At 57.5% G+C, this 16,988-nt stretch carries 16 protein-coding genes; 6 read left to right on the forward strand and 10 right to left on the reverse strand.

Annotated elements, in window-relative coordinates:
* Positions 1–10: 10 nt before the first annotated feature.
* Complete coding sequence (locus GOW16_RS06840) at positions 11–466, reverse strand: Lrp/AsnC family transcriptional regulator (protein WP_170412286.1); 456 nt, start codon at positions 464–466, stop codon at positions 11–13.
* Between the two features lie 147 nt (positions 467–613).
* On the opposite strand from GOW16_RS06840, the gene hppD reads away from it, so the two are divergent.
* A complete protein-coding gene (gene hppD / locus GOW16_RS06845; RefSeq protein WP_170412289.1) occupies positions 614–1,711 on the forward strand; it encodes a 4-hydroxyphenylpyruvate dioxygenase in 1,098 nt (365 codons plus the stop codon).
* A gap of 65 nt (positions 1,712–1,776) precedes the next feature.
* Here the strand turns inward: hppD and GOW16_RS06850 are convergent, their stop codons facing one another.
* Positions 1,777–3,933: a hypothetical protein gene (locus tag GOW16_RS06850; RefSeq protein ID WP_170412292.1), complete on the reverse strand. Its 2,157-nt coding sequence runs from the start codon at positions 3,931–3,933 to the stop codon at positions 1,777–1,779.
* 164 nt (positions 3,934–4,097) lie between these two features.
* Between GOW16_RS06850 and GOW16_RS06855 the strand changes: the two genes are divergently transcribed.
* Positions 4,098–4,793, forward strand: coding sequence for an SIMPL domain-containing protein (locus GOW16_RS06855; protein ID WP_170412296.1), 696 nt, complete (start codon positions 4,098–4,100; stop codon positions 4,791–4,793).
* A gap of 2 nt (positions 4,794–4,795) precedes the next feature.
* Here the strand turns inward: GOW16_RS06855 and GOW16_RS06860 are convergent, their stop codons facing one another.
* The 3 genes from GOW16_RS06860 to GOW16_RS06870 all read right to left on the reverse strand — a co-directional run bounded on the left by GOW16_RS06860 (position 4,796) and on the right by GOW16_RS06870 (position 7,870).
* Complete coding sequence (locus tag GOW16_RS06860) at positions 4,796–5,506, reverse strand: GNAT family N-acetyltransferase (RefSeq protein ID WP_170412299.1); 711 nt, start codon at positions 5,504–5,506, stop codon at positions 4,796–4,798.
* Between the two features lie 3 nt (positions 5,507–5,509).
* Positions 5,510–6,802 (reverse strand): O-acetylhomoserine aminocarboxypropyltransferase/cysteine synthase family protein, encoded by a 1,293-nt coding sequence (locus tag GOW16_RS06865; RefSeq protein WP_170412302.1) that lies wholly within the window; start codon positions 6,800–6,802, stop codon positions 5,510–5,512.
* A gap of 72 nt (positions 6,803–6,874) precedes the next feature.
* Positions 6,875–7,870 carry a hypothetical protein gene (locus GOW16_RS06870; RefSeq protein ID WP_170412305.1) on the reverse strand — a complete coding sequence of 332 codons (996 nt, stop codon included), beginning with the start codon at positions 7,868–7,870 and terminating at the stop codon, positions 6,875–6,877.
* 165 nt (positions 7,871–8,035) lie between these two features.
* Here GOW16_RS06870 and GOW16_RS06875 point away from each other — a divergent pair, with 165 nt between their 5' ends.
* The 4 genes from GOW16_RS06875 (at position 8,036) to preA (ending at position 12,367) form a co-directional block, all read left to right on the forward strand.
* Entirely contained in the window at positions 8,036–8,668 is a 633-nt protein-coding gene (locus tag GOW16_RS06875) for a cupin domain-containing protein (protein WP_170412308.1), read from the forward strand.
* A gap of 158 nt (positions 8,669–8,826) precedes the next feature.
* Complete coding sequence (locus GOW16_RS06880) at positions 8,827–10,161, forward strand: NAD(P)-dependent oxidoreductase (protein ID WP_170412311.1); 1,335 nt, start codon at positions 8,827–8,829, stop codon at positions 10,159–10,161.
* Positions 10,162–10,207: 46 nt separating this feature from the next.
* The gene (locus GOW16_RS06885) at positions 10,208–11,044 is read left to right on the forward strand and encodes a methyltransferase domain-containing protein (protein WP_170412314.1); all 837 of its coding nucleotides are present in this window, start codon (positions 10,208–10,210) and stop codon (positions 11,042–11,044) included.
* An 18-nt stretch (positions 11,045–11,062) separates the two neighbouring features.
* Positions 11,063–12,367, forward strand: a complete 1,305-nt coding sequence (gene preA, locus GOW16_RS06890; protein WP_170412317.1) for an NAD-dependent dihydropyrimidine dehydrogenase subunit PreA — start codon at positions 11,063–11,065, stop codon at positions 12,365–12,367.
* 119 nt (positions 12,368–12,486) lie between these two features.
* Here the strand turns inward: preA and GOW16_RS06895 are convergent, their stop codons facing one another.
* From GOW16_RS06895 to GOW16_RS06915, 5 genes are all read right to left on the reverse strand, one after another.
* Positions 12,487–13,746 (reverse strand): TRAP transporter large permease, encoded by a 1,260-nt coding sequence (locus GOW16_RS06895; protein WP_170412320.1) that lies wholly within the window; start codon positions 13,744–13,746, stop codon positions 12,487–12,489.
* Positions 13,743–14,276, reverse strand: coding sequence for a TRAP transporter small permease (locus GOW16_RS06900; RefSeq protein WP_170412323.1), 534 nt, complete (start codon positions 14,274–14,276; stop codon positions 13,743–13,745). The genes GOW16_RS06895 and GOW16_RS06900 overlap by 4 nt, the downstream gene beginning before the upstream one ends.
* Before the next feature lie 63 nt (positions 14,277–14,339).
* Positions 14,340–15,314, reverse strand: a complete 975-nt coding sequence (locus tag GOW16_RS06905; protein WP_170412325.1) for a TRAP transporter substrate-binding protein — start codon at positions 15,312–15,314, stop codon at positions 14,340–14,342.
* Between the two features lie 25 nt (positions 15,315–15,339).
* Positions 15,340–15,882, reverse strand: a complete 543-nt coding sequence (locus GOW16_RS06910; RefSeq protein WP_170412328.1) for a 3-hydroxyanthranilate 3,4-dioxygenase — start codon at positions 15,880–15,882, stop codon at positions 15,340–15,342.
* Between the two features lie 95 nt (positions 15,883–15,977).
* Positions 15,978–16,931 carry a dihydrodipicolinate synthase family protein gene (locus GOW16_RS06915; RefSeq protein ID WP_170412331.1) on the reverse strand — a complete coding sequence of 318 codons (954 nt, stop codon included), beginning with the start codon at positions 16,929–16,931 and terminating at the stop codon, positions 15,978–15,980.
* Between the last annotated feature and the right edge of the window lie 57 nt (positions 16,932–16,988).

The following is a 16,988-nucleotide window of genomic DNA, read 5'->3' on the forward strand; positions in this document are numbered from 1 at the left end:
CTCGGTCCGGTCAGGTGGGCAACGGCGCGTCGCGTTTAAGTTGGTCCATCACGATCTGGCTGTGCACCCGTGCCACTGCAGGATGCGGCAGTATCACCTGGTGAAGCAAGCGATTGAGCGCAGAAAGATCGTCGCAATAGACGTGCAGCAGATAATCTGCCTCTCCGGTCATCGTCCAGGCGCTGGTGATTTCGGGGCGGGTGTCTACCATGCGGGCAAAGCTCTCGGATTGTTCCGGGCCATGGGTGCCCAAATGCACCTGTATGAAGCCTTGAACCTGCAGGCCCAGCATTAGGGGATCCAGCCGCGCTGCATAGCCGGTGATATAACCTTCGGCCTCAAGCCGTTGACGGCGACGTCCTGCCTGGCTTGGTGACAGGTTCAGCATTTCCCCCAATTGATGCGCGGTCAGATGTGCGTCCTTTTGCAAGGCAGACAGCAGACGCGTATCGGTGGAATCCAGCATATGCGGACTTTCTCCATATTTCTTAACAATCGTGCGTGATTTGCGCGCGTGATCATATTTTACACAAAAACTATGCGCAGAAACAGCGCTTGGTAAGGCGTATTTTGGAATCAGCAAAGAAATTCCTGTTTTTAACGGAGACGCGCCATGGGTCCTTTCCCGCACAACGCCCCGAAATCTGTCATCAGCCCTGAAAACCCTGCCGGAACCGACGGGTTCGAGTTTGTGGAATTTGCCCATCCCGAGCCGCAAGAGCTGCGCGACCTGTTCTCGAAAATGGGTTTCGAAATGGTTGGACACCACACGGACCAGCCACTTGTCGAACTGTGGCAGCAGGGCGATGTGACCTACATCCTGAATGCCGATCCAGAAAGCTTTGCCGCTAAGTTCGTAGCAGAGCATGGCCCTTGCGCACCCGCAATGGGTTGGCGGGTTGTGAACGCGCAGAAGGCCTTTGAACACGCGGTCTCCAAGGGTGCCGAGCCTTATGACGCAGCGGACAAGACAATGGATGTTCCGGCAATCAAGGGTATTGGTGGGTCGCTGATCTATTTCATCGATCAGTATTATGAAACATCACCTTACAATCAGGAATTCACCTGGACCACTCAGTCAAAGCCGCGCGGCGACGGGTTCTATTACCTCGATCACCTGACCCACAACGTCTACAAGGGCAACATGGACAAGTGGTTCAAGTTCTATGAGGACCTGTTCAACTTCCGTGAAATCCGCTTTTTTGACATTCAGGGCAAATTCACTGGCCTCTATAGCCGCGCACTGACGTCGCCATGCGGCCGTATCCGTATTCCGATCAACGAAGACCGGGGCGAAACCGGGCAGATCGTGTCTTACCTCAAGAAATACAAAGGTGAGGGTATTCAACACATCGCGGTCGGTAGTGAGGACATCTATGCCTCGACCGATGCGATTGCGGAAAAAGGTCTGAAGTTCATGCCGGGACCGAACCAGGCGTATTATGACATGTCCAAGGATCGGGTCGTGGATCACGATGAACCGCTGGACCGGATGATCAAGCACGGCATCCTGATTGACGGCGAAGGCGTTCTTGACGGAGGCGAGACCCGGATCTTGCTTCAGATCTTCTCAAAAACCGTAATTGGTCCGATCTTCTTTGAATTCATCCAACGCAAAGGCGATGATGGGTTCGGTGAAGGGAACTTCCAGGCCCTGTTCGAATCCATCGAGCGTGAACAGATCGAAAGTGGAGAAATTTCCGCAGCTTAACCTTATGAGTTAAGGTAAGGAAGGCGGCTTGGGACATCCCTTGGCCGCCTTTGATCTTTGAATCATCAGCCCCGCGGCATTTTCAGCGTTACGTTTCTGCCGCGCTTTTGGTATCGCAACTCACTGTCGCCAATGGCGATGACATTACCGCCGTCCAATCTGTCACCGACCTTCAGTTTTTTGTAGCGACCGCTAGGCAGCCGGACTAAGGCGCGTCGGTTGGCAGGCGTACCATAAACCCCGATCAGGTTCAGTTTGCGCAGACTGATTGCGTTGTCGATGGTTGCCTGGCGCGCCACGGATGCCGTCGAGGGGATTTTCGGGGCCACAGCCTTTGGTTGGAAAGAACCAGCCTCGTCCGAGCTTTGATTGACCGCCGCAGTTGACCCCAGATTGGCAGTGTTCGTATTTGTGCTGGCCGCGCGGGCCAGCCCGGCTGGCCGTGTTTTGGGTCGGGGTACGCGGACGACTGCCAATGCTGTCGGCGTGTCATCAATCTTGGGGCTGCTTTGCAGGGACTCGGGGCGCAATTTCGGACGCAGAACCGCCAGTTCTTCGCGCGTGCGTCCGCCAAGCTGTTGGCGTTCAAAGCTTTCCAGCAAATTGGCCGGGCGGGGTTTTGGGCGATGGCGGGCGAGCCGATCGGTTGGCTCCTCTTCAATCGGCTCCTGTTCGAACCGAACCGGAACGGCCGGCGGAACCTTGGCAGGGCGGCCAAGATAAACAACCACGCCTTCGGGGTTCAAGGTCCCTTCTGCTGTTGGCGTGACGAGGCCACGATCATCCAAATCGTATTGGCCGCCGTCCGACGCGGGCAGGGCGGCTTGTTCAAATGGCAGGTCAGTTTCAAAGCTGTTGACGGGCGGCAATGCCACCGCGTCTCGCGACAAATCTGTGCTGTCCAGGGATGCCAGATACAGGTCCTCAGCGGGCTCCGGAACGGGATCGGGCAAAGTTCCGGGGGCAACAATCTCGATACCCGCTTGCGACGGAGAATCTATGGTCTCTGACTCTTGTCCCACGGGTTCGACAAGGGTCGGTGCCACGTTCAGCGCTTCGAGGATTGCGGCATCGGTCGCGCTAAGATCAGCGGGCGGTTCCTCAGTGGGTTCGGGCTGTGACTCTTCAACCGGCGTAGTTGTGGCCACCTCTGGTTCGAATTCAAGTTCGGGATCGCCTTCGCCCTTCTGAGCTTCGGCGATCTGCTCGTTTGATGCGAGGTTTGGCGGACTTTCTTCAATCGCAACCGCCTCGGCCACTGTGGGCTCAGAATCGTCAGATCCAGTCAACGACCACACGGTCAGGGAAATACCGGCGACCAGAGCGGCCGCCGCGGCCGGAACGGCGTAGCGGCTGATCGGGGTTTTGGGTTTCGTTTCAGCTGCACTGTTCGCGATGGGCGCTGAACGAAACTCTGTCGGGGTCTCGGTATCAGCGATCGCGTGAATGGCAGGGCCATCGTCTTCCTTGGCAGGTTCTTTAGCCTCAACCGGCTCCACAGCTGCGGCCGCATCGGGCGCTGAAGTCAATTCTGCCGGGACCTCGGTATCAGCGACCGGGTGAATGGCAGCGCCTTCATCTTCTTTGGTAGGTTCCTTAGCCTCAACCCGCTCCACTTCTGCTGTCGCATTGGAGGCTGAAGGCAACTCTTTCGGAACCTCGGCATCAGGGATCGTGTGAATGGCAAGGTCTTCATCTTCACTGCCGAGTTCTTCCGCCTCTACCGGTTTCACTTTGGCGGTCGTGTTGGGGGGAACTATTTCGAACTGCGGTTCGGACGGAAACTCTTGACCTTCGATCGGGGTAGAATACTGGACGGGAACAAACCCATGTTCTGCGGCGAATGCCCGCGCCTCATCCAGAGTTTGCCTAGCGACGGCGACGACATGGGTCATCGCGCCAACGGTTGCTGTGTCAAAGGCAAGTTCGTCCAGCGCATAAGGCGTGGAACTGGCCAGTTCCGCTTGTGCTTTTTCGGTGGCTTCCTCGGGGCTTAACCCATCCGTTGGGATTGCCATAAACCGCACTTGGTCCGCCGGAATCACCAGTTTGCAGTTCAGGTCGTTTTCAAGGGCAAAACCTTGGTCCCGCAATGCGATGACCTGCGCATTCAGGTCGGGCGCATCCAGGGAAACCTCGCCAATGCAGTACCAGTCGCCATCCGAATGGTGGCGCAAGGATATTCCGGTCGAAGAAAAAGACAGCGCAAAGGCGGGTTTCATAATCCGGAAAAACCATAGTTGTCAGCATCTGTGCAAACGATCATTCGTCCGCAAAGTGACATTAAAGCAGGATCCCGCCGAGGGAAAGAAAAAGCCGGGCTTTCCCCTTGTTAGGCAGACCCTCGCCACCCCATGTTGTGAGAAAGTAAATCGGAGGGAAGACCTTGAATAAAATCGCTTTTCTGGCCGCAGTCCTATCGATGTCGGTAGCAAGTATGGCCCATGCGGAAGAACGTCGCATCACCGTAGACGCGGCGGGAACTGTGCAGGCCTCACCTGACATGGCAACCATTACACTGGGCGTGACCAATGAGGATGCGCAGGCCTCGAACGCCATGAAAGCCACCTCGGACGCGGTGACGCAGGTCCTGAGCCGCCTGCAGGAACTTGGTATCGAAACGCGCGATGTTCAGACGCGCGACGTGTCGCTGTCACCAGTTTGGAACAACCGCAACAGCGCAAGCGGTGAGCGGCCTGAAATTTCCGGGTTTGTCGCCTCGAACCGGGTCGTTGTACGTGTACGTGACCTGACACAGCTTGGCACGATCATGGATGCGGTTATCCAGGACGGGGCCAATGATTTTGGTGGCCTGAGCTTTGGCGTGCAGGATCCGAAACCATTGCAAGCACAGGCGCGTGCGAACGCCGTGGCTGAGGCAACCGCCAAGGCCGAACAGCTTGCACAGGCCGCAAATGTGACGCTCGGAGCAGTTCAGCAGATTAGCGAACAGGTCGGTGGTGCGCAGCCCGTCGCGATGATGCGTGAATTCAGCATGGCTGATGCAGGCGGTGTTCCGGTCGCGGGTGGCGAGGTGTCCGTTTCAGTCACCGTAACCATGGAATTCGAAATTTCTGAGTAACCTCAGGATGTCGCCCGGGCCATCAGCGGTTGTCGTTGTTGGCCCGTCTGATCGAAATTGTCTGGCGACAGCCAAGCCTCAAAGGCGCTGCGAATCCGAGGCCATTCGCTGTCGATAATCGAATACCACGCCGTATCCCGATTGCGGCCTTTGTAGTGGGTGGCCTGCCGGAAAATACCTTCGAACGTAAAGCCCAACCGTTCCGCTGCGCGACAGGACGGCGCGTTCAACGCATCACATTTCCATTCATAGCGTCGATATCCCAACTCGTCGAAAACGCGACGCATCATCAGGAACATGGTTTCCGTCGATTGCGGACTGCGCTGCAGCAACGGCGAAAAGTGGATGTGCCCCACCTCGATCGCACCTGCCGCCGGATCGATCCGTAAATATGAAGCCATGCCCACGGGTGTGTCGTTGCTGTCCAGGACGGTGTGGAACATCGGGTCTGCATCCATGCAGGTCGCACGCGCCCAATCCTCAAACTCGGGTTCGTTGTCGAATGGTCCGTAGGGCAGGTAGGTCCAGTTGTGACCATCCGTGTCGTTTGCAAACGCCCGGAACAATCCGGGCGCATGTCTGTTAACGTCAAGCGGCACGACCGAACAATAGCGGCCTTCCATCGGTGTGTAAGGCGGTGTAGGGCGAGGGAACTCGCCCGGAACCGGCAGACCAATGGGTTGACCCAGTTCGTTTGTGTCGTGCGCGCTCATCCCTCAGGCACTCGCTTTGGCCAGCGCCTGATCAAGATCGGCGATCAGGTCATCCGCGTCCTCGATGCCAATGGACACACGCACAACGCCGGGGCCAGCGCCTGCGGCTTCTTGCTGTTCTGGGGTCAATTGCCGGTGCGTGGTCGAGGCCGAGTGAATGATCAGCGAGCGCGCGTCACCCAAGTTGGCCACGTGGCTGAAGATCTCCAGCGCGTTGACCAGTTTGATACAGGCGTCATAGCCGCCTTTCACCGCGAAGGTGAACAGCGCGCCGGCGCCCTTCTTATAGTGTTCCTTAACCCGGTCGTGGTAGGGGGAAGAGGGCAGCCCCGCGTATGTCACGTAGTCCACCCGGTCATCCGCTTCGAGCCACGCGGCGATCTTTTGCGCGTTTTCGACGTGCCGCTCCATCCTCAGGGACAGGGTCTCGATCCCCATCAGCGTATAGTGTGCCGCCTGCGGGTTCATGGTCATGCCCAGATCGCGCAGGCCAATGGCAATCCCGTGGAAAGTGAAGGCCAGCGGGCCGAAGGTCTCATGGAATTTAAGCCCGTGATATGCCTGCTCCGGTTCGCTGAGCGAGGGGAACTTGTCATTCGCCGACCAGTCGAACTTGCCCGAATCCACGATGCAGCCGCCAGTGACGGTGCCGTTGCCGGTCAGGTACTTGGTGGTCGAATGCACGACCAGTGTCGCGCCGTGCTCGATCGGGCGGCACAGGTACGGCGTGGCCGAGGTGTTGTCGACGATCAGCGGAATACCTGCCGCGTCGGCCACATCCGCCAAGGCGCGGATATCAGTGACATAGCCGCCGGGGTTGGCGATAGATTCACAGAACACCGCACGGGTGTTGTCGTCGATGGCGTCCTTTACAGCGTCTAGATCATCGGTATCAACGAACTTTGCCGACCAGCCAAAGCGCTTGATGGTCTGGCTGAACTGCGTGACGGTACCGCCATACAGACGGGTCGAGGCGACGACATTGCAGCCCGGGCCCATCAGCGGGAACAGCGCCATAATTTGCGCCGCGTGACCTGACGAGCAGCAAACTGCGCCAACGCCGCCCTCCAGCGTGGCGACACGTTCCTGCAGAACCGCCACGGTCGGGTTAGTCAGGCGGGAATAGATGAAGCCGACCTCTTGCAGGTTGAACAGGGCTGCTGCGTGATCCGCATCGCGGAACACATAGGCTGTCGTCTGATAGATAGGTGTCTGACGCGCGCCAGTTGCGGGATCGGGCCGTGCGCCCGCGTGAATTTGAAGCGTGTCAAAACCGTAGGTAGGGCCGTCAGACATCTTGGAAATCTCCTGTTGGAATGTGTGTTGCAGAATCTCTAGGCGATTGGGCGCGTGCAGACAACATTCCTGTCAGCGCATCCAAAGACCATTTTTGCGTATCGTATTGCGAATGACCTGCTCGCGTTTGGGCAGGTTTTCGCGGTCGAACATGTCCCGGATTTTGTGACCCTTGCGCTGCAACACCAGCTTCTTGATCGGATCATATCCCTTGAGCACCTTCTTGACCCGGTTTGGCGCTGCCACGGTTTCCAGCACCTCGACAACATGGTCGCTTTCGCGGGCGTAGAGCAGGGGGAACAGGCGATAGTGACAGCTGACAGACCCGTCCAGCAGGCCGCCGGGCAGGGCATCTCGACCGCCGCCGAACGAGTGGATAACCGGCGGCAATGCAGCCTGATCCAGCCACGGGTCCAAATTCTGACCTGCCATTTCTGGGATCTCGCCGTCGCGGATCGTACGGGCGTAATCCAGAAAGCGATTTCCAAAGGTATGCGGGCAGGAATAAAAGAAATATCCGGCATTGAAATAAAGGTAGCGCCGCCAGTAATCCACCGGTTGGCTGGTATCCAGTGAGCTGTCGAAATCCAGTTCGAACCTGCGATAAAGCGCCTTCCAGATTCCGTCCAGCCCGGGACCGTACAGGGTTGGCTTGGGCCAGGTTCCCTCGACCCTTAGCGACGCGCCAGGGCGGTCAAAATCGAAGGGCACGCTGTTCAGATCACCGGTGATCAGCGTATCACTGTCGAAAAACACAAACGGCTCACCCTCGGGAAGGGCCGCCAGTGCCTCGATCTTGTTGCCATAAGGATAAACGTTGCCGAAGACCTTGCTTTCGAACGGTAGGATCTCGGCATCCAACTGGCGGAGTGCTTTCAGCAGATCCTCGTCCTGAATGCTGGGGTCTTGTGGCCAACGCGGTCCGAGCTGTGGAACAGCCACGAACAACCGACCCGAAAAACTCGGGCTGGTGTGCCGTAGCGAGGCGGCAAACAAAAGGGCTTCGTATTGCAGCCGGTTGTTTTGCCCGATGATAACGATGTTGAATTTCGGGGCGCTGGCCTGCATCCGGTGACTTTCAGTTTTGTGGGTGCCGTGGTCCGGCGCTGCTCGGGTTTCTTTTCGGACGTACAGTACGCAGGCGCGCCCGTCAAAACCAGATGCGATGCGCGTAAATTGAAAACTGTCGGCGCAACACCATTTAAGTGACACGTCCCGATCAGGAGTGCCCTCATGAGGATCAACGCAGATTTCACCAAACGTGTTGCGGTTCATTTCGACCAGACTGAATGGGTCGCGTCTCCCGCGGCCGGTGTCGAACGCAAGATGCTGGACCGCATTGGCGAAGAAGTGGCCCGCGCAACGACAATCGTCCGCTTTGCCCCGGGTAGCGCATTTTCGGCCCACACCCATGACGGGGGTGAAGAGTATCTGGTGCTGGATGGCGTTTTTCAGGACGAGACCGGAGATTTTCCGGTCGGCAGCTATGTGCGAAACCCCCCGACCTCGTCGCACACACCTTCGGCCAAAGAGGGCGCGACGATTTTGGTCAAGCTTCACCAGTTTGACCCAGACGACCGGACTAAGGTGCGCCGCTCGGTCAATGGTCAGGCGAATACTCAACTGTTCAAAGACACGCGCGAAGATGTCCGTGTTTTGAATCTTGGGGCGGGTGAGGCGTTGGATCTGGACGCATCGCAGGGGCTCGAGTTGTTTGTGATCGAAGGTTCACTGACGGAATCTGACGAGGATTTCACCACCTGGGATTGGCTGAGATTGCCGCCGGGCACGCGGTCGACTGCGGTTGCAGGACCGTCCGGTGCTCGTATTTGGACGAAAACCGGACATCTGGCCCAAATGATCTGATAGGTCATTTGCAAGAAAAACAGGCAATTTTTGTGAAAAACCGGGCCGATTTGCCTGGTTTTTCTTTTTTTGACCATTTGGCAAATTTTACCATTTGATAAAAAATCAGATTGTGGCAAGCTGAGGTCACAACGAACATATCTACAGGGAGTAGAGTGATGGCACAGGGCCAGATTGCCCCCGGCATTGTCTCCGGGCGGCTGTCCAGCGATGAGCTGACCTCGAATTTCACGGATCTGCATCCGCCACTGGCCTCTCATGAGGCCGCTGTGGCAGCGGATCGGTGCTATTTTTGTTACGACGCGCCATGCGTCACAGCCTGTCCGACAGACATCGACATTCCGCTGTTCATGCGCCAAATCCAGGCCGGTCAGCCCGAAGCTGCGGGTGAAACCATTCTGGCGCAGAACATTCTGGGTGGAATGTGCGCCCGTGTTTGTCCCACCGAGACATTGTGCGAAGAGGCCTGTGTGCGCGAAACCGCCGAAGGTCAACCGGTTGAGATCGGTCGCTTGCAGCGCTACGCAACAGACAGTGTCATGGTTGGTGGCGATCATCCGTTTGAGCGGTCTGCACCCACGGGTAAAACCGTTGCTGTGATCGGGGCGGGGCCTGCCGGCCTGGCCTGTGCGCACAGATTGGCGATGCTGGGCCATGACGTTGTGATCCACGAAAGTCGCCCCAAGCCCGGCGGGCTGAACGAATACGGGATCGCCGCGTACAAATCGACGAACGATTTTGCGCAGGCCGAGGTCGATTGGCTACTGAAAATCGGTGGCATCTCTATTGAGACCGGATCAGTTTTGGGTGAAGGTATCTCGCTTGAAGGTCTGGTCGAGAGTTACGATGCTGTATTCCTGTCCATCGGTCTGGCCGGGGTGAACGCCCTGCGCTCGCAAGGGGCGGACCTGGACGGCGTCCGCCACGCGGTCGATTTCATCTCGGACGTTCGGCAAGCCTCTGACCTGTCGAACCTGCCGGTCGGTCGCAATGTTGTGGTGATTGGCGGCGGCATGACTGCCGTGGATGCTGCGGTGAAGTCGAAATTGCTGGGCGCCGAACATGTCACCATCGCTTACCGCCGTGGCCGTGATGCAATGGGTGCCAGCCGGTACGAGCAAGACCTAGCGTCTTCGCATGGCGTCAAGATCATGACCAACGTGCAGCCCGTGGCCGTGCATGGAAACGGGGCAGCGGTAGAGATCGAACTGGAGTACACGTCCAGCCACGACGGGCAGCTTTCGGGCACCGGAGAGATGATCCGCGTCCCAGCTGATCAGGTCCTAAAGGCGATCGGTCAAAAGCTGGATGGCGCCCCCGAGGCGCTGAAGCTGGACGGCAACAAGATCGCCGTGACCGGGGCCGGGCGCACATCGATGGATGGTGTCTGGGCCGGAGGCGACTGTGCAGCGGGTGGCGAAGACCTGACCGTGACCGCAGTGGCCGAGGGCCGGGATGCGGCGATGGACATCCACGCAACGCTCGTTTCGTGATAGGATGGGGCATTCACCCCATCCCATTCGCTGCTGAGGTATCCTCATGTCCCAGATCGAACAAGCTGTTGCGCAACACTATACAACTGGTGCTCTTACGGAACGCATGCGTGAGGCGCTCAAAGCCAGTGGCATTGATCCAAATGCGGCGACAGTTGCCGACCTCAAGGCAGGTGATGAGTTCCATACCGGCGGTGTTCTTGCGACGGACAACCTGTTTGCCCAGCTTTCGCCGACCCACGCGACCCGTGTGCTGGATGTCGGCAGCGGCATTGGTGGGACGTCGCGGTACATCGTGGATCGTTATGACTCGACAGTCACCGGGGTCGACCTGACGCCTGAATTTGTCGAAACGGCTACTGCTTTAAGTGAACTTGTCGGGCATTCCGAAAAGACGAGTTTTCTGGTTGGCAGCGCACTGGACATGCCTGTTCCGGATGCAGGCTTCGATCTTGCCGTCATGATGCATGTTGGGATGAACATCGAAAACAAGGCTGGCCTTTTCGCGGAAGTCTCGCGCGCGCTGGCCTGGGATGGGACCTTTGCCCTGTTTGATGTGATGGGTGGGGAAATTGCCGAGCCACTGGCCTATCCTTTGCCATGGTCAACTGTTGCCGAGACATCCTTTGTCGATGCGCCAGAGGTTTACAAAGAAGCCGCCGCTGCGGCGGGCCTCGAATTGGTCTCTGAGACAGACCGGACCGAATTCGCGCTTACCTTTTTCGAAGAGGTGTTTGCGCGCATCGCCGAAAGCGGCCCGCCGCCCTTGGGCATCCACCTGATGATGGGCGAGACGGCGCCTGAAAAGTTCCAAAACTACGTCACGAACCTGAAGGCCGGGCGCATTCGTCCGACCGAAATGATATTCAAGAAAACCGGCTGAGCCGGGAAGGGAGAAGCCATGGCCGATCTGACAACAAACTTTCTGGGTATTTCCAGCCCCAATCCTTACTGGCTTGCCTCGGCACCACCGACGGACAAGGAATACAACGTCCGCCGCGCGTTCGAGGCCGGGTGGGGCGGCGTAGTCTGGAAAACGCTGGGGTCCGAGGGGCCGCCGGTCGTAAACGTGAACGGGCCGCGCTACGGCGCGATCTATGGCGCGGACCGGCGGTTGTTGGGGCTGAACAACATCGAGCTGATCACAGACCGGCCGCTTGAAGTGAACCTGGAAGAAATGGCGCGGGTCAAAGCCGACTATCCGGATCGCGCGCTGATCGCTTCGATCATGGTGCCGTGTGAGGAAGAGGCGTGGAAAGCCATCCTGCCGCGCGTCGAAGAAACCGGTGCAGACGGGATCGAACTGAACTTTGGCTGCCCGCACGGGATGAGCGAACGCGGCATGGGATCTGCCGTGGGGCAGGTGCCGGAGTATATCGAGATGGTGACCCGCTGGTGCAAGCAGTATTATGGCCGCCCGGTTATCGTGAAGCTGACGCCGAACATCACCGATATCCGCAAGCCCGCCGAGGCGGCGCGAAACGGTGGTGCGGATGCGGTCTCGCTGATCAATACGATCAACTCGATCACCAGCGTCAATCTGGACACGTTCAGCCCCGAGCCTTCGATTGACGGCAAAGGCAGCCACGGTGGTTATTGCGGCCCGGCTGTTAAGCCGATCGCTCTGTCCATGGTATCCGAGATTTCGCGTGCGGAAGCGACGCATGGTCTGCCGATTTCAGGTATCGGTGGCGTGACCACATGGCGTGATGCGGCAGAGTTCATGGCGCTGGGATGTGGGACCGTTCAGGTCTGCACCGCGGCAATGACCTATGGGTTCAAGATCATTGATGAGCTGACTGCCGGTCTGTCCAAGTGGATGGACGAAAAAGGCTACAAAGACGTCTCGGAAATCGTTGGTCTGGCTGTTCCCAACGTTACGGACTGGCAGTATCTGAACCTGAACTATGTGGCCAAGGCCAAGATCGATCAGGACCAGTGCATCAAATGCGGGCGCTGCTATGCCGCGTGCGAAGATACCAGCCACCAGGCGATTTCCATGTCCGACGATCGCGTTTTTGAAGTCATGGACGACGAATGCGTCGCCTGTAACTTGTGCGTGGATGTCTGCCCGGTCGACGGCTGCATCTCGATGGTGCCTATGGCTGCCGGAGAGGTAGATCCGCGCACCGGACGGGAAGTTCAGCCGGAATATGCGAACTGGACGACCCATCCAAACAACCCGATGGCGAAAGCGGCCGAGTAAGGTCGATTGGCGAAACGATAAGGGGCCGCAGAGCGGCCCTTTACCAGAGCAGCCGCTGATGACGGAATGCGATCAGATCCACAGCGCCTCTAAAGACCTGCGCTGGCGTTTTGGACTCCCTAGATCAAATAGGTGGACAAGATCGGCGCATAGCTGAGCAGAATTAACACGGCTGCCACGGCAATCAGGAAAGGCCAAAGCGATTTCAGGATCGCTCCGGGTGTCGTGCCGCTCATGGATGAGGCGATATAGAGGCCAATTCCTACAGGTGGCGTCAGCAGGCCAAGAACCAGGTTCAGGCAGGCGACCACGCCGAATTGATAGGGGCTGATGTCGTAGGACCCAATTGCAATCGGCAACAAAATGGGTGTGATCAGAATGATAGCCGCGATCCCGTCGATCACCATCCCCACCAACAGCAAGGCGGCATTTACGATCAGCAGAAATATGAACGGATCGGATGTGATGGATGTGATCAACCCCGCCAACTGCTGAGGTATCTCCTCGTAGATAATGACCCAGCCAAATACGCTGGCCGCGGCGATCATGAACAGGATCATCGACGCATTTGCGGCTGTTCGCTTGAACATCTCGCCCAGATTCTGCGGCTTCAGATCTCCGTAAATCAGCCACCCGACCAGAAATGCGATTAGCGAGGCGATGGCGGCGGATTCCGTTGGTGTTGCAATGCCGAACAGAATGCCGCCGATGATCGAAACCGGGATCAGCATGGCGGGCAGCGCGGCGATCAAGGCTTGTACGGCGTCTTTTCGGGACATCCAGACACCCTTGGGGAATTGCTGAACCCAACCAATTAACGTGATTACCAGCGCAAATGCGCCAGCCATAAGAAGTCCAGGAATGATCCCGGCAATAAACATGTCGCCGATAGGAATCTGAGCCAGAACGCCAAAGATGACAAACATCATCGACGGTGGAATGACCGGGGCCAATAGGCCCCCGGCCGCTGTCGTGGCGGCAGCGAAGCCCTTGCTATAGCCCTCTTCCTCCATCGCGGGGACCATCGCGCGGGACATCACAGCGATCTGTGCGGTGGCCGAGCCGATGATGGCAGCCATGAACATATTCGCCAGCAGGTTGATATAGGCCAGCCCACCCCGAAACCCGCCCACGAACACGCGTGCCAAAGCGACCAGACGGCGCGTCATGCCGCCTTCATTCATCAATTCTCCGGTCAGCATGAACAGTGGGATGGCCAACAGGCCGTAGTTTTCCAGTCCGCCAAACATCTTCTGGGCGAAACTGTCATAGAGAACCGTGTTCCCGCTTTCCCAGATGTACCAGATTGCCGTTATCGCCAGCACGATGGCGACGGGCACCGACAGCAGCAGGGTGGCCAGAAAGACAATCGGGCTCATGCGGGTGACCCTCGTCCGGGACGCGTCAGAAGATGCATCGTGGAGTGCAGAGTGGCCCCCAAGGCAAATAGCCACATCACGAGCCAAAACAGAAACTTTGGCAGCCCAAGAGTCGAAGTCGGCTCGGCATAGATGAAGTTGAACGTATTGCCCTGAAACTCCATGGCATCGAACCCGGCACGGGCGATGTCCAATGGCAGAAACCAGCGCCAGCAGAACCACAGCATCGCGACGGCAAAAATGAAGACAACAATGTCGACCGCCTTCTGGATGATTGCCCGGGCCTTAGAAGGAACCACATCAACAAGGATCGTGATCGAGACTGAGTTTCGGTGATGCAGCGCGGCGGACGCACCAAGGAATGTCATCCACACCATCGCATAGATCGCCAGCTCATCCACCCAGAACAGCGCGTTACCAGCGGTGCGGGTGACGACATTCAGCAAGATCAGCAAGGTGACGCAAACCGCAAGTGCTGCGGCACACCACAATTCAACCCGCGCCCAAGTAGCTGACAGCCGGTACAACATCCCCGATCCCCTATGCAAAAGGGCGCAGGATCGACCCGCGCCCTTTCCCTGAAACGTTCAACTTTATTTGGTTTCTGCCGCAGTCTCCCGCAGCGCGTCAAGGGAGGAGGTCTTTTCGGACCAGATGCCGTTCCATTCCTCAATCGCGCCGCCAAAGAATGAGGCATCGACCTTTTTATAAGCCTTACCGGTGCCTTCAATCTGTTCCAGCCATTTTGCTTCGTTGGCGACATAGGCGTCGATGGTGCTGTCAACATGCTTGGCCATCAGATCACCGATCATCGCGCGGTCTTCCTCGGACAATCCAGCCCAAACCTTGGCCGAGACCAGCCCAACCATCGGGAACATCATGTGATCAGACTGAACGATCGTGTCGGCGTGATCGTAGTACTTCAGCACCCAGATCAGCTCGGCATCCATATCAATGGCGTCGACCTGCCCATTGGCCAGCGCGTCATAGACCGCAGGCAGCGGCATCGGCGTCGGAGCAGCTCCGACCGCGTTGTAGAAATCCAGGATTGGAGTGAACGGTGTGATCCGCAGTTTCAAGCCCGAGAGATCCTCTGCCGAAGACACATCACCCCGGCTGACGATCTGGCGAAGCCCCACCATACCATAGCCAACGCCGACAACGCCCACCTGACCGGGCAGGGGCTCCAGCATCGATTTGGCAGTTTCCGAACGCAGGATGCGCCCCGCGTGGCCGATGTCATCCGCCAGATAGGGGGCGTAGAAGGCCCCCAGCTCTGGCGCCCGGTTCGATACCTCGGCCACGGTCATGAAGGCCATGTCCAGCGCGCCGGTCTGCAATTGCTGCAGCATCTCGGCCTCGTTGCCCAACTGACGGGCGGGGAAAACGGATACAGAGTGTGCACCGCCGCTGGCTTCGTTCAACTCTGCCCCAAAGGACTCGGCTGCTTTGGTCCAAATATGCGGAGGTGGCGTGATCAGGCCCAGACGGAATTCATCTGCGTGTGCGGCCAGCGATGTCACAGCAAGCGCTGCAGCCGATGCGGCGATCTTAGCAAAATGTTTCATGTTCTTCCCTGTTGTTTTGTTTTTGTCAGAGTGTGACCCAGCCCTCTGGTGGCTCTTTTCCCGGATGCACTGTCTGGCAGTTCGGGCATGTTCGGTCTTCTTCCGATGCATAGAATTTTTCGTAGACTGGCGGCAAGTCTTTGACGATGGACTGCAATTGCATCTCGGCCCGGTGAACGCGGGTGCCGCATTCGAAGCAATACCATTCGATCGCGTCCAACTCGCCGGTTTGCCGCTTAGGTTCAATGACCAAACCGATGGATCCTTCCTGGGGCCTTTGCGGAGAATGGCGCACATGCGGCGGTAGCAGGAAAATCTCGCCCTCACGGATTGGAACGTCATAGAATTCCCCTCCGTCATACAGCTTCAGTACCATGTCGCCCTCAAGCTGGTAGAAGAACTCTTCAACTGGATCGTCGTGATAGTCTGTCCGTTTGTTCGGCCCACCGACGACGGTGACCATCAGGTCCGCGTCCTCCCAAATCTGTTGGTTGCCGACCGGCGGTTTCAGCAGGTGACGGTGCTCATCAATCCATTTCTGAAAGTTGAAAGCTCTTAACTTCGACATGTCCCACTCCCTGTTTGCAGAAGTTTGGCCGGTTTTTTCATAACCGCAAAGAATTTATCCGCATCTAGATATCCGATTTGCTTATATCGATGCGGTTAGGGCTTTAAGCCGCATTCCTCGAACCCTTTGCGAATGATCTCTTTTTCCGCATCCGTTAGTTCCAGCATGGGCGCGCGCACGCGCCCTCCGGTCTGACCCAGAAGCTCTTGCCAGTACTTGCCAAACGCGGTGGGTTTGTCCGCAGGTTTGGTCCGCTTCATCGCGTCGCGCACCGGGTTCAGGCTGTCAAACACCCTGCGCGCCTCGTCCGCTTTGCCCGCAAAAGCCAGTCGCGTGTATTCGTTCATGCGCTGATCGTTCTTGGTCTGGATCTGATAGGGTGGCGACGAACACAGGTACAGTTTCCAGTCCAGTTCCAGAATATTGTCCAACCATTCATGTTCGGCCGAGGTCGAGACATGGATTCTGTCGCCCACCATATGGGTCAGTTTCACGTACATCTCGCGCGGGACAGAGTATTTGATGGCCACGATGTTCGGCAGATCGGCAATCCGAGCACATTCCTCGGGCTGCATCAGGTAACCGCTGTCCGGGTGGCTCCACATCGCAATCCCGATATCGAGCTCATCGCAGAACCGTTTGTAGTACTGGTACAAAACCTCCCCACGATCCTGAACAAAGCTAAGAACAGGGGCGTGCAGGACGATGTAATCGGCCCCGCAATTTTGCGCATGTCGTGCCAGTTCCAGCGCCGTGTCCATGTTCTGGTCCGAGACCGAGACGATCACACCGGCCTTGCCCGCGCATTCATCGACCGCAATTTCAAAGTTGCGCTTGCGCTCATCAAGGCTCATCGAAAAAAACTCGCCCTGTTTCCCCGCCACGAACAGGCCCTGAATATCCAGATCGTCGATCCAGTGACGAATGTTTGACCTCAGGCCTGCCTCATCCAGTGACAAATCATCGTTGAACGGGTTCAGGGCCGCCGCCCAGATTCCGGTCATGTGCTCGCGCGCATAGGCTTTTGCATCGTGTTTAGAGTAATTCATATCAGGCGGACCTTTTAGTTATCATGCTAAGAAAGCCCGATCATATCGTCTGATCCA

This window comes from Ruegeria atlantica (assembly GCF_013033965.1).
Lineage (GTDB): Bacteria > Pseudomonadota > Alphaproteobacteria > Rhodobacterales > Rhodobacteraceae > Ruegeria > Ruegeria atlantica_D.

Excerpts from the sequence above, each read along its gene's own strand:
- GOW16_RS06840 (WP_170412286.1), bottom strand. The coding sequence starts at position 466 with ATGCTGGATTCCACCGATACGCGTCTGCTGTCTGCCTTGCAAAAGGAC.
- hppD (WP_170412289.1), top strand. The coding sequence starts at position 614 with ATGGGTCCTTTCCCGCACAACGCCCCGAAATCTGTCATCAGCCCTGAA.
- GOW16_RS06850 (WP_170412292.1), bottom strand. The coding sequence starts at position 3,933 with ATGAAACCCGCCTTTGCGCTGTCTTTTTCTTCGACCGGAATATCCTTG.
- GOW16_RS06860 (WP_170412299.1), bottom strand. The coding sequence starts at position 5,506 with ATGAGCGCGCACGACACAAACGAACTGGGTCAACCCATTGGTCTGCCG.
- GOW16_RS06865 (WP_170412302.1), bottom strand. The coding sequence starts at position 6,802 with ATGTCTGACGGCCCTACCTACGGTTTTGACACGCTTCAAATTCACGCG.
- GOW16_RS06870 (WP_170412305.1), bottom strand. The coding sequence starts at position 7,870 with ATGCAGGCCAGCGCCCCGAAATTCAACATCGTTATCATCGGGCAAAAC.
- GOW16_RS06875 (WP_170412308.1), top strand. The coding sequence starts at position 8,036 with ATGAGGATCAACGCAGATTTCACCAAACGTGTTGCGGTTCATTTCGAC.
- GOW16_RS06880 (WP_170412311.1), top strand. The coding sequence starts at position 8,827 with ATGGCACAGGGCCAGATTGCCCCCGGCATTGTCTCCGGGCGGCTGTCC.
- GOW16_RS06885 (WP_170412314.1), top strand. The coding sequence starts at position 10,208 with ATGTCCCAGATCGAACAAGCTGTTGCGCAACACTATACAACTGGTGCT.
- preA (WP_170412317.1), top strand. The coding sequence starts at position 11,063 with ATGGCCGATCTGACAACAAACTTTCTGGGTATTTCCAGCCCCAATCCT.
- GOW16_RS06895 (WP_170412320.1), bottom strand. The coding sequence starts at position 13,746 with ATGAGCCCGATTGTCTTTCTGGCCACCCTGCTGCTGTCGGTGCCCGTC.
- GOW16_RS06900 (WP_170412323.1), bottom strand. The coding sequence starts at position 14,276 with ATGTTGTACCGGCTGTCAGCTACTTGGGCGCGGGTTGAATTGTGGTGT.
- GOW16_RS06905 (WP_170412325.1), bottom strand. The coding sequence starts at position 15,314 with ATGAAACATTTTGCTAAGATCGCCGCATCGGCTGCAGCGCTTGCTGTG.
- GOW16_RS06910 (WP_170412328.1), bottom strand. The coding sequence starts at position 15,882 with ATGTCGAAGTTAAGAGCTTTCAACTTTCAGAAATGGATTGATGAGCAC.
- GOW16_RS06915 (WP_170412331.1), bottom strand. The coding sequence starts at position 16,931 with ATGAATTACTCTAAACACGATGCAAAAGCCTATGCGCGCGAGCACATG.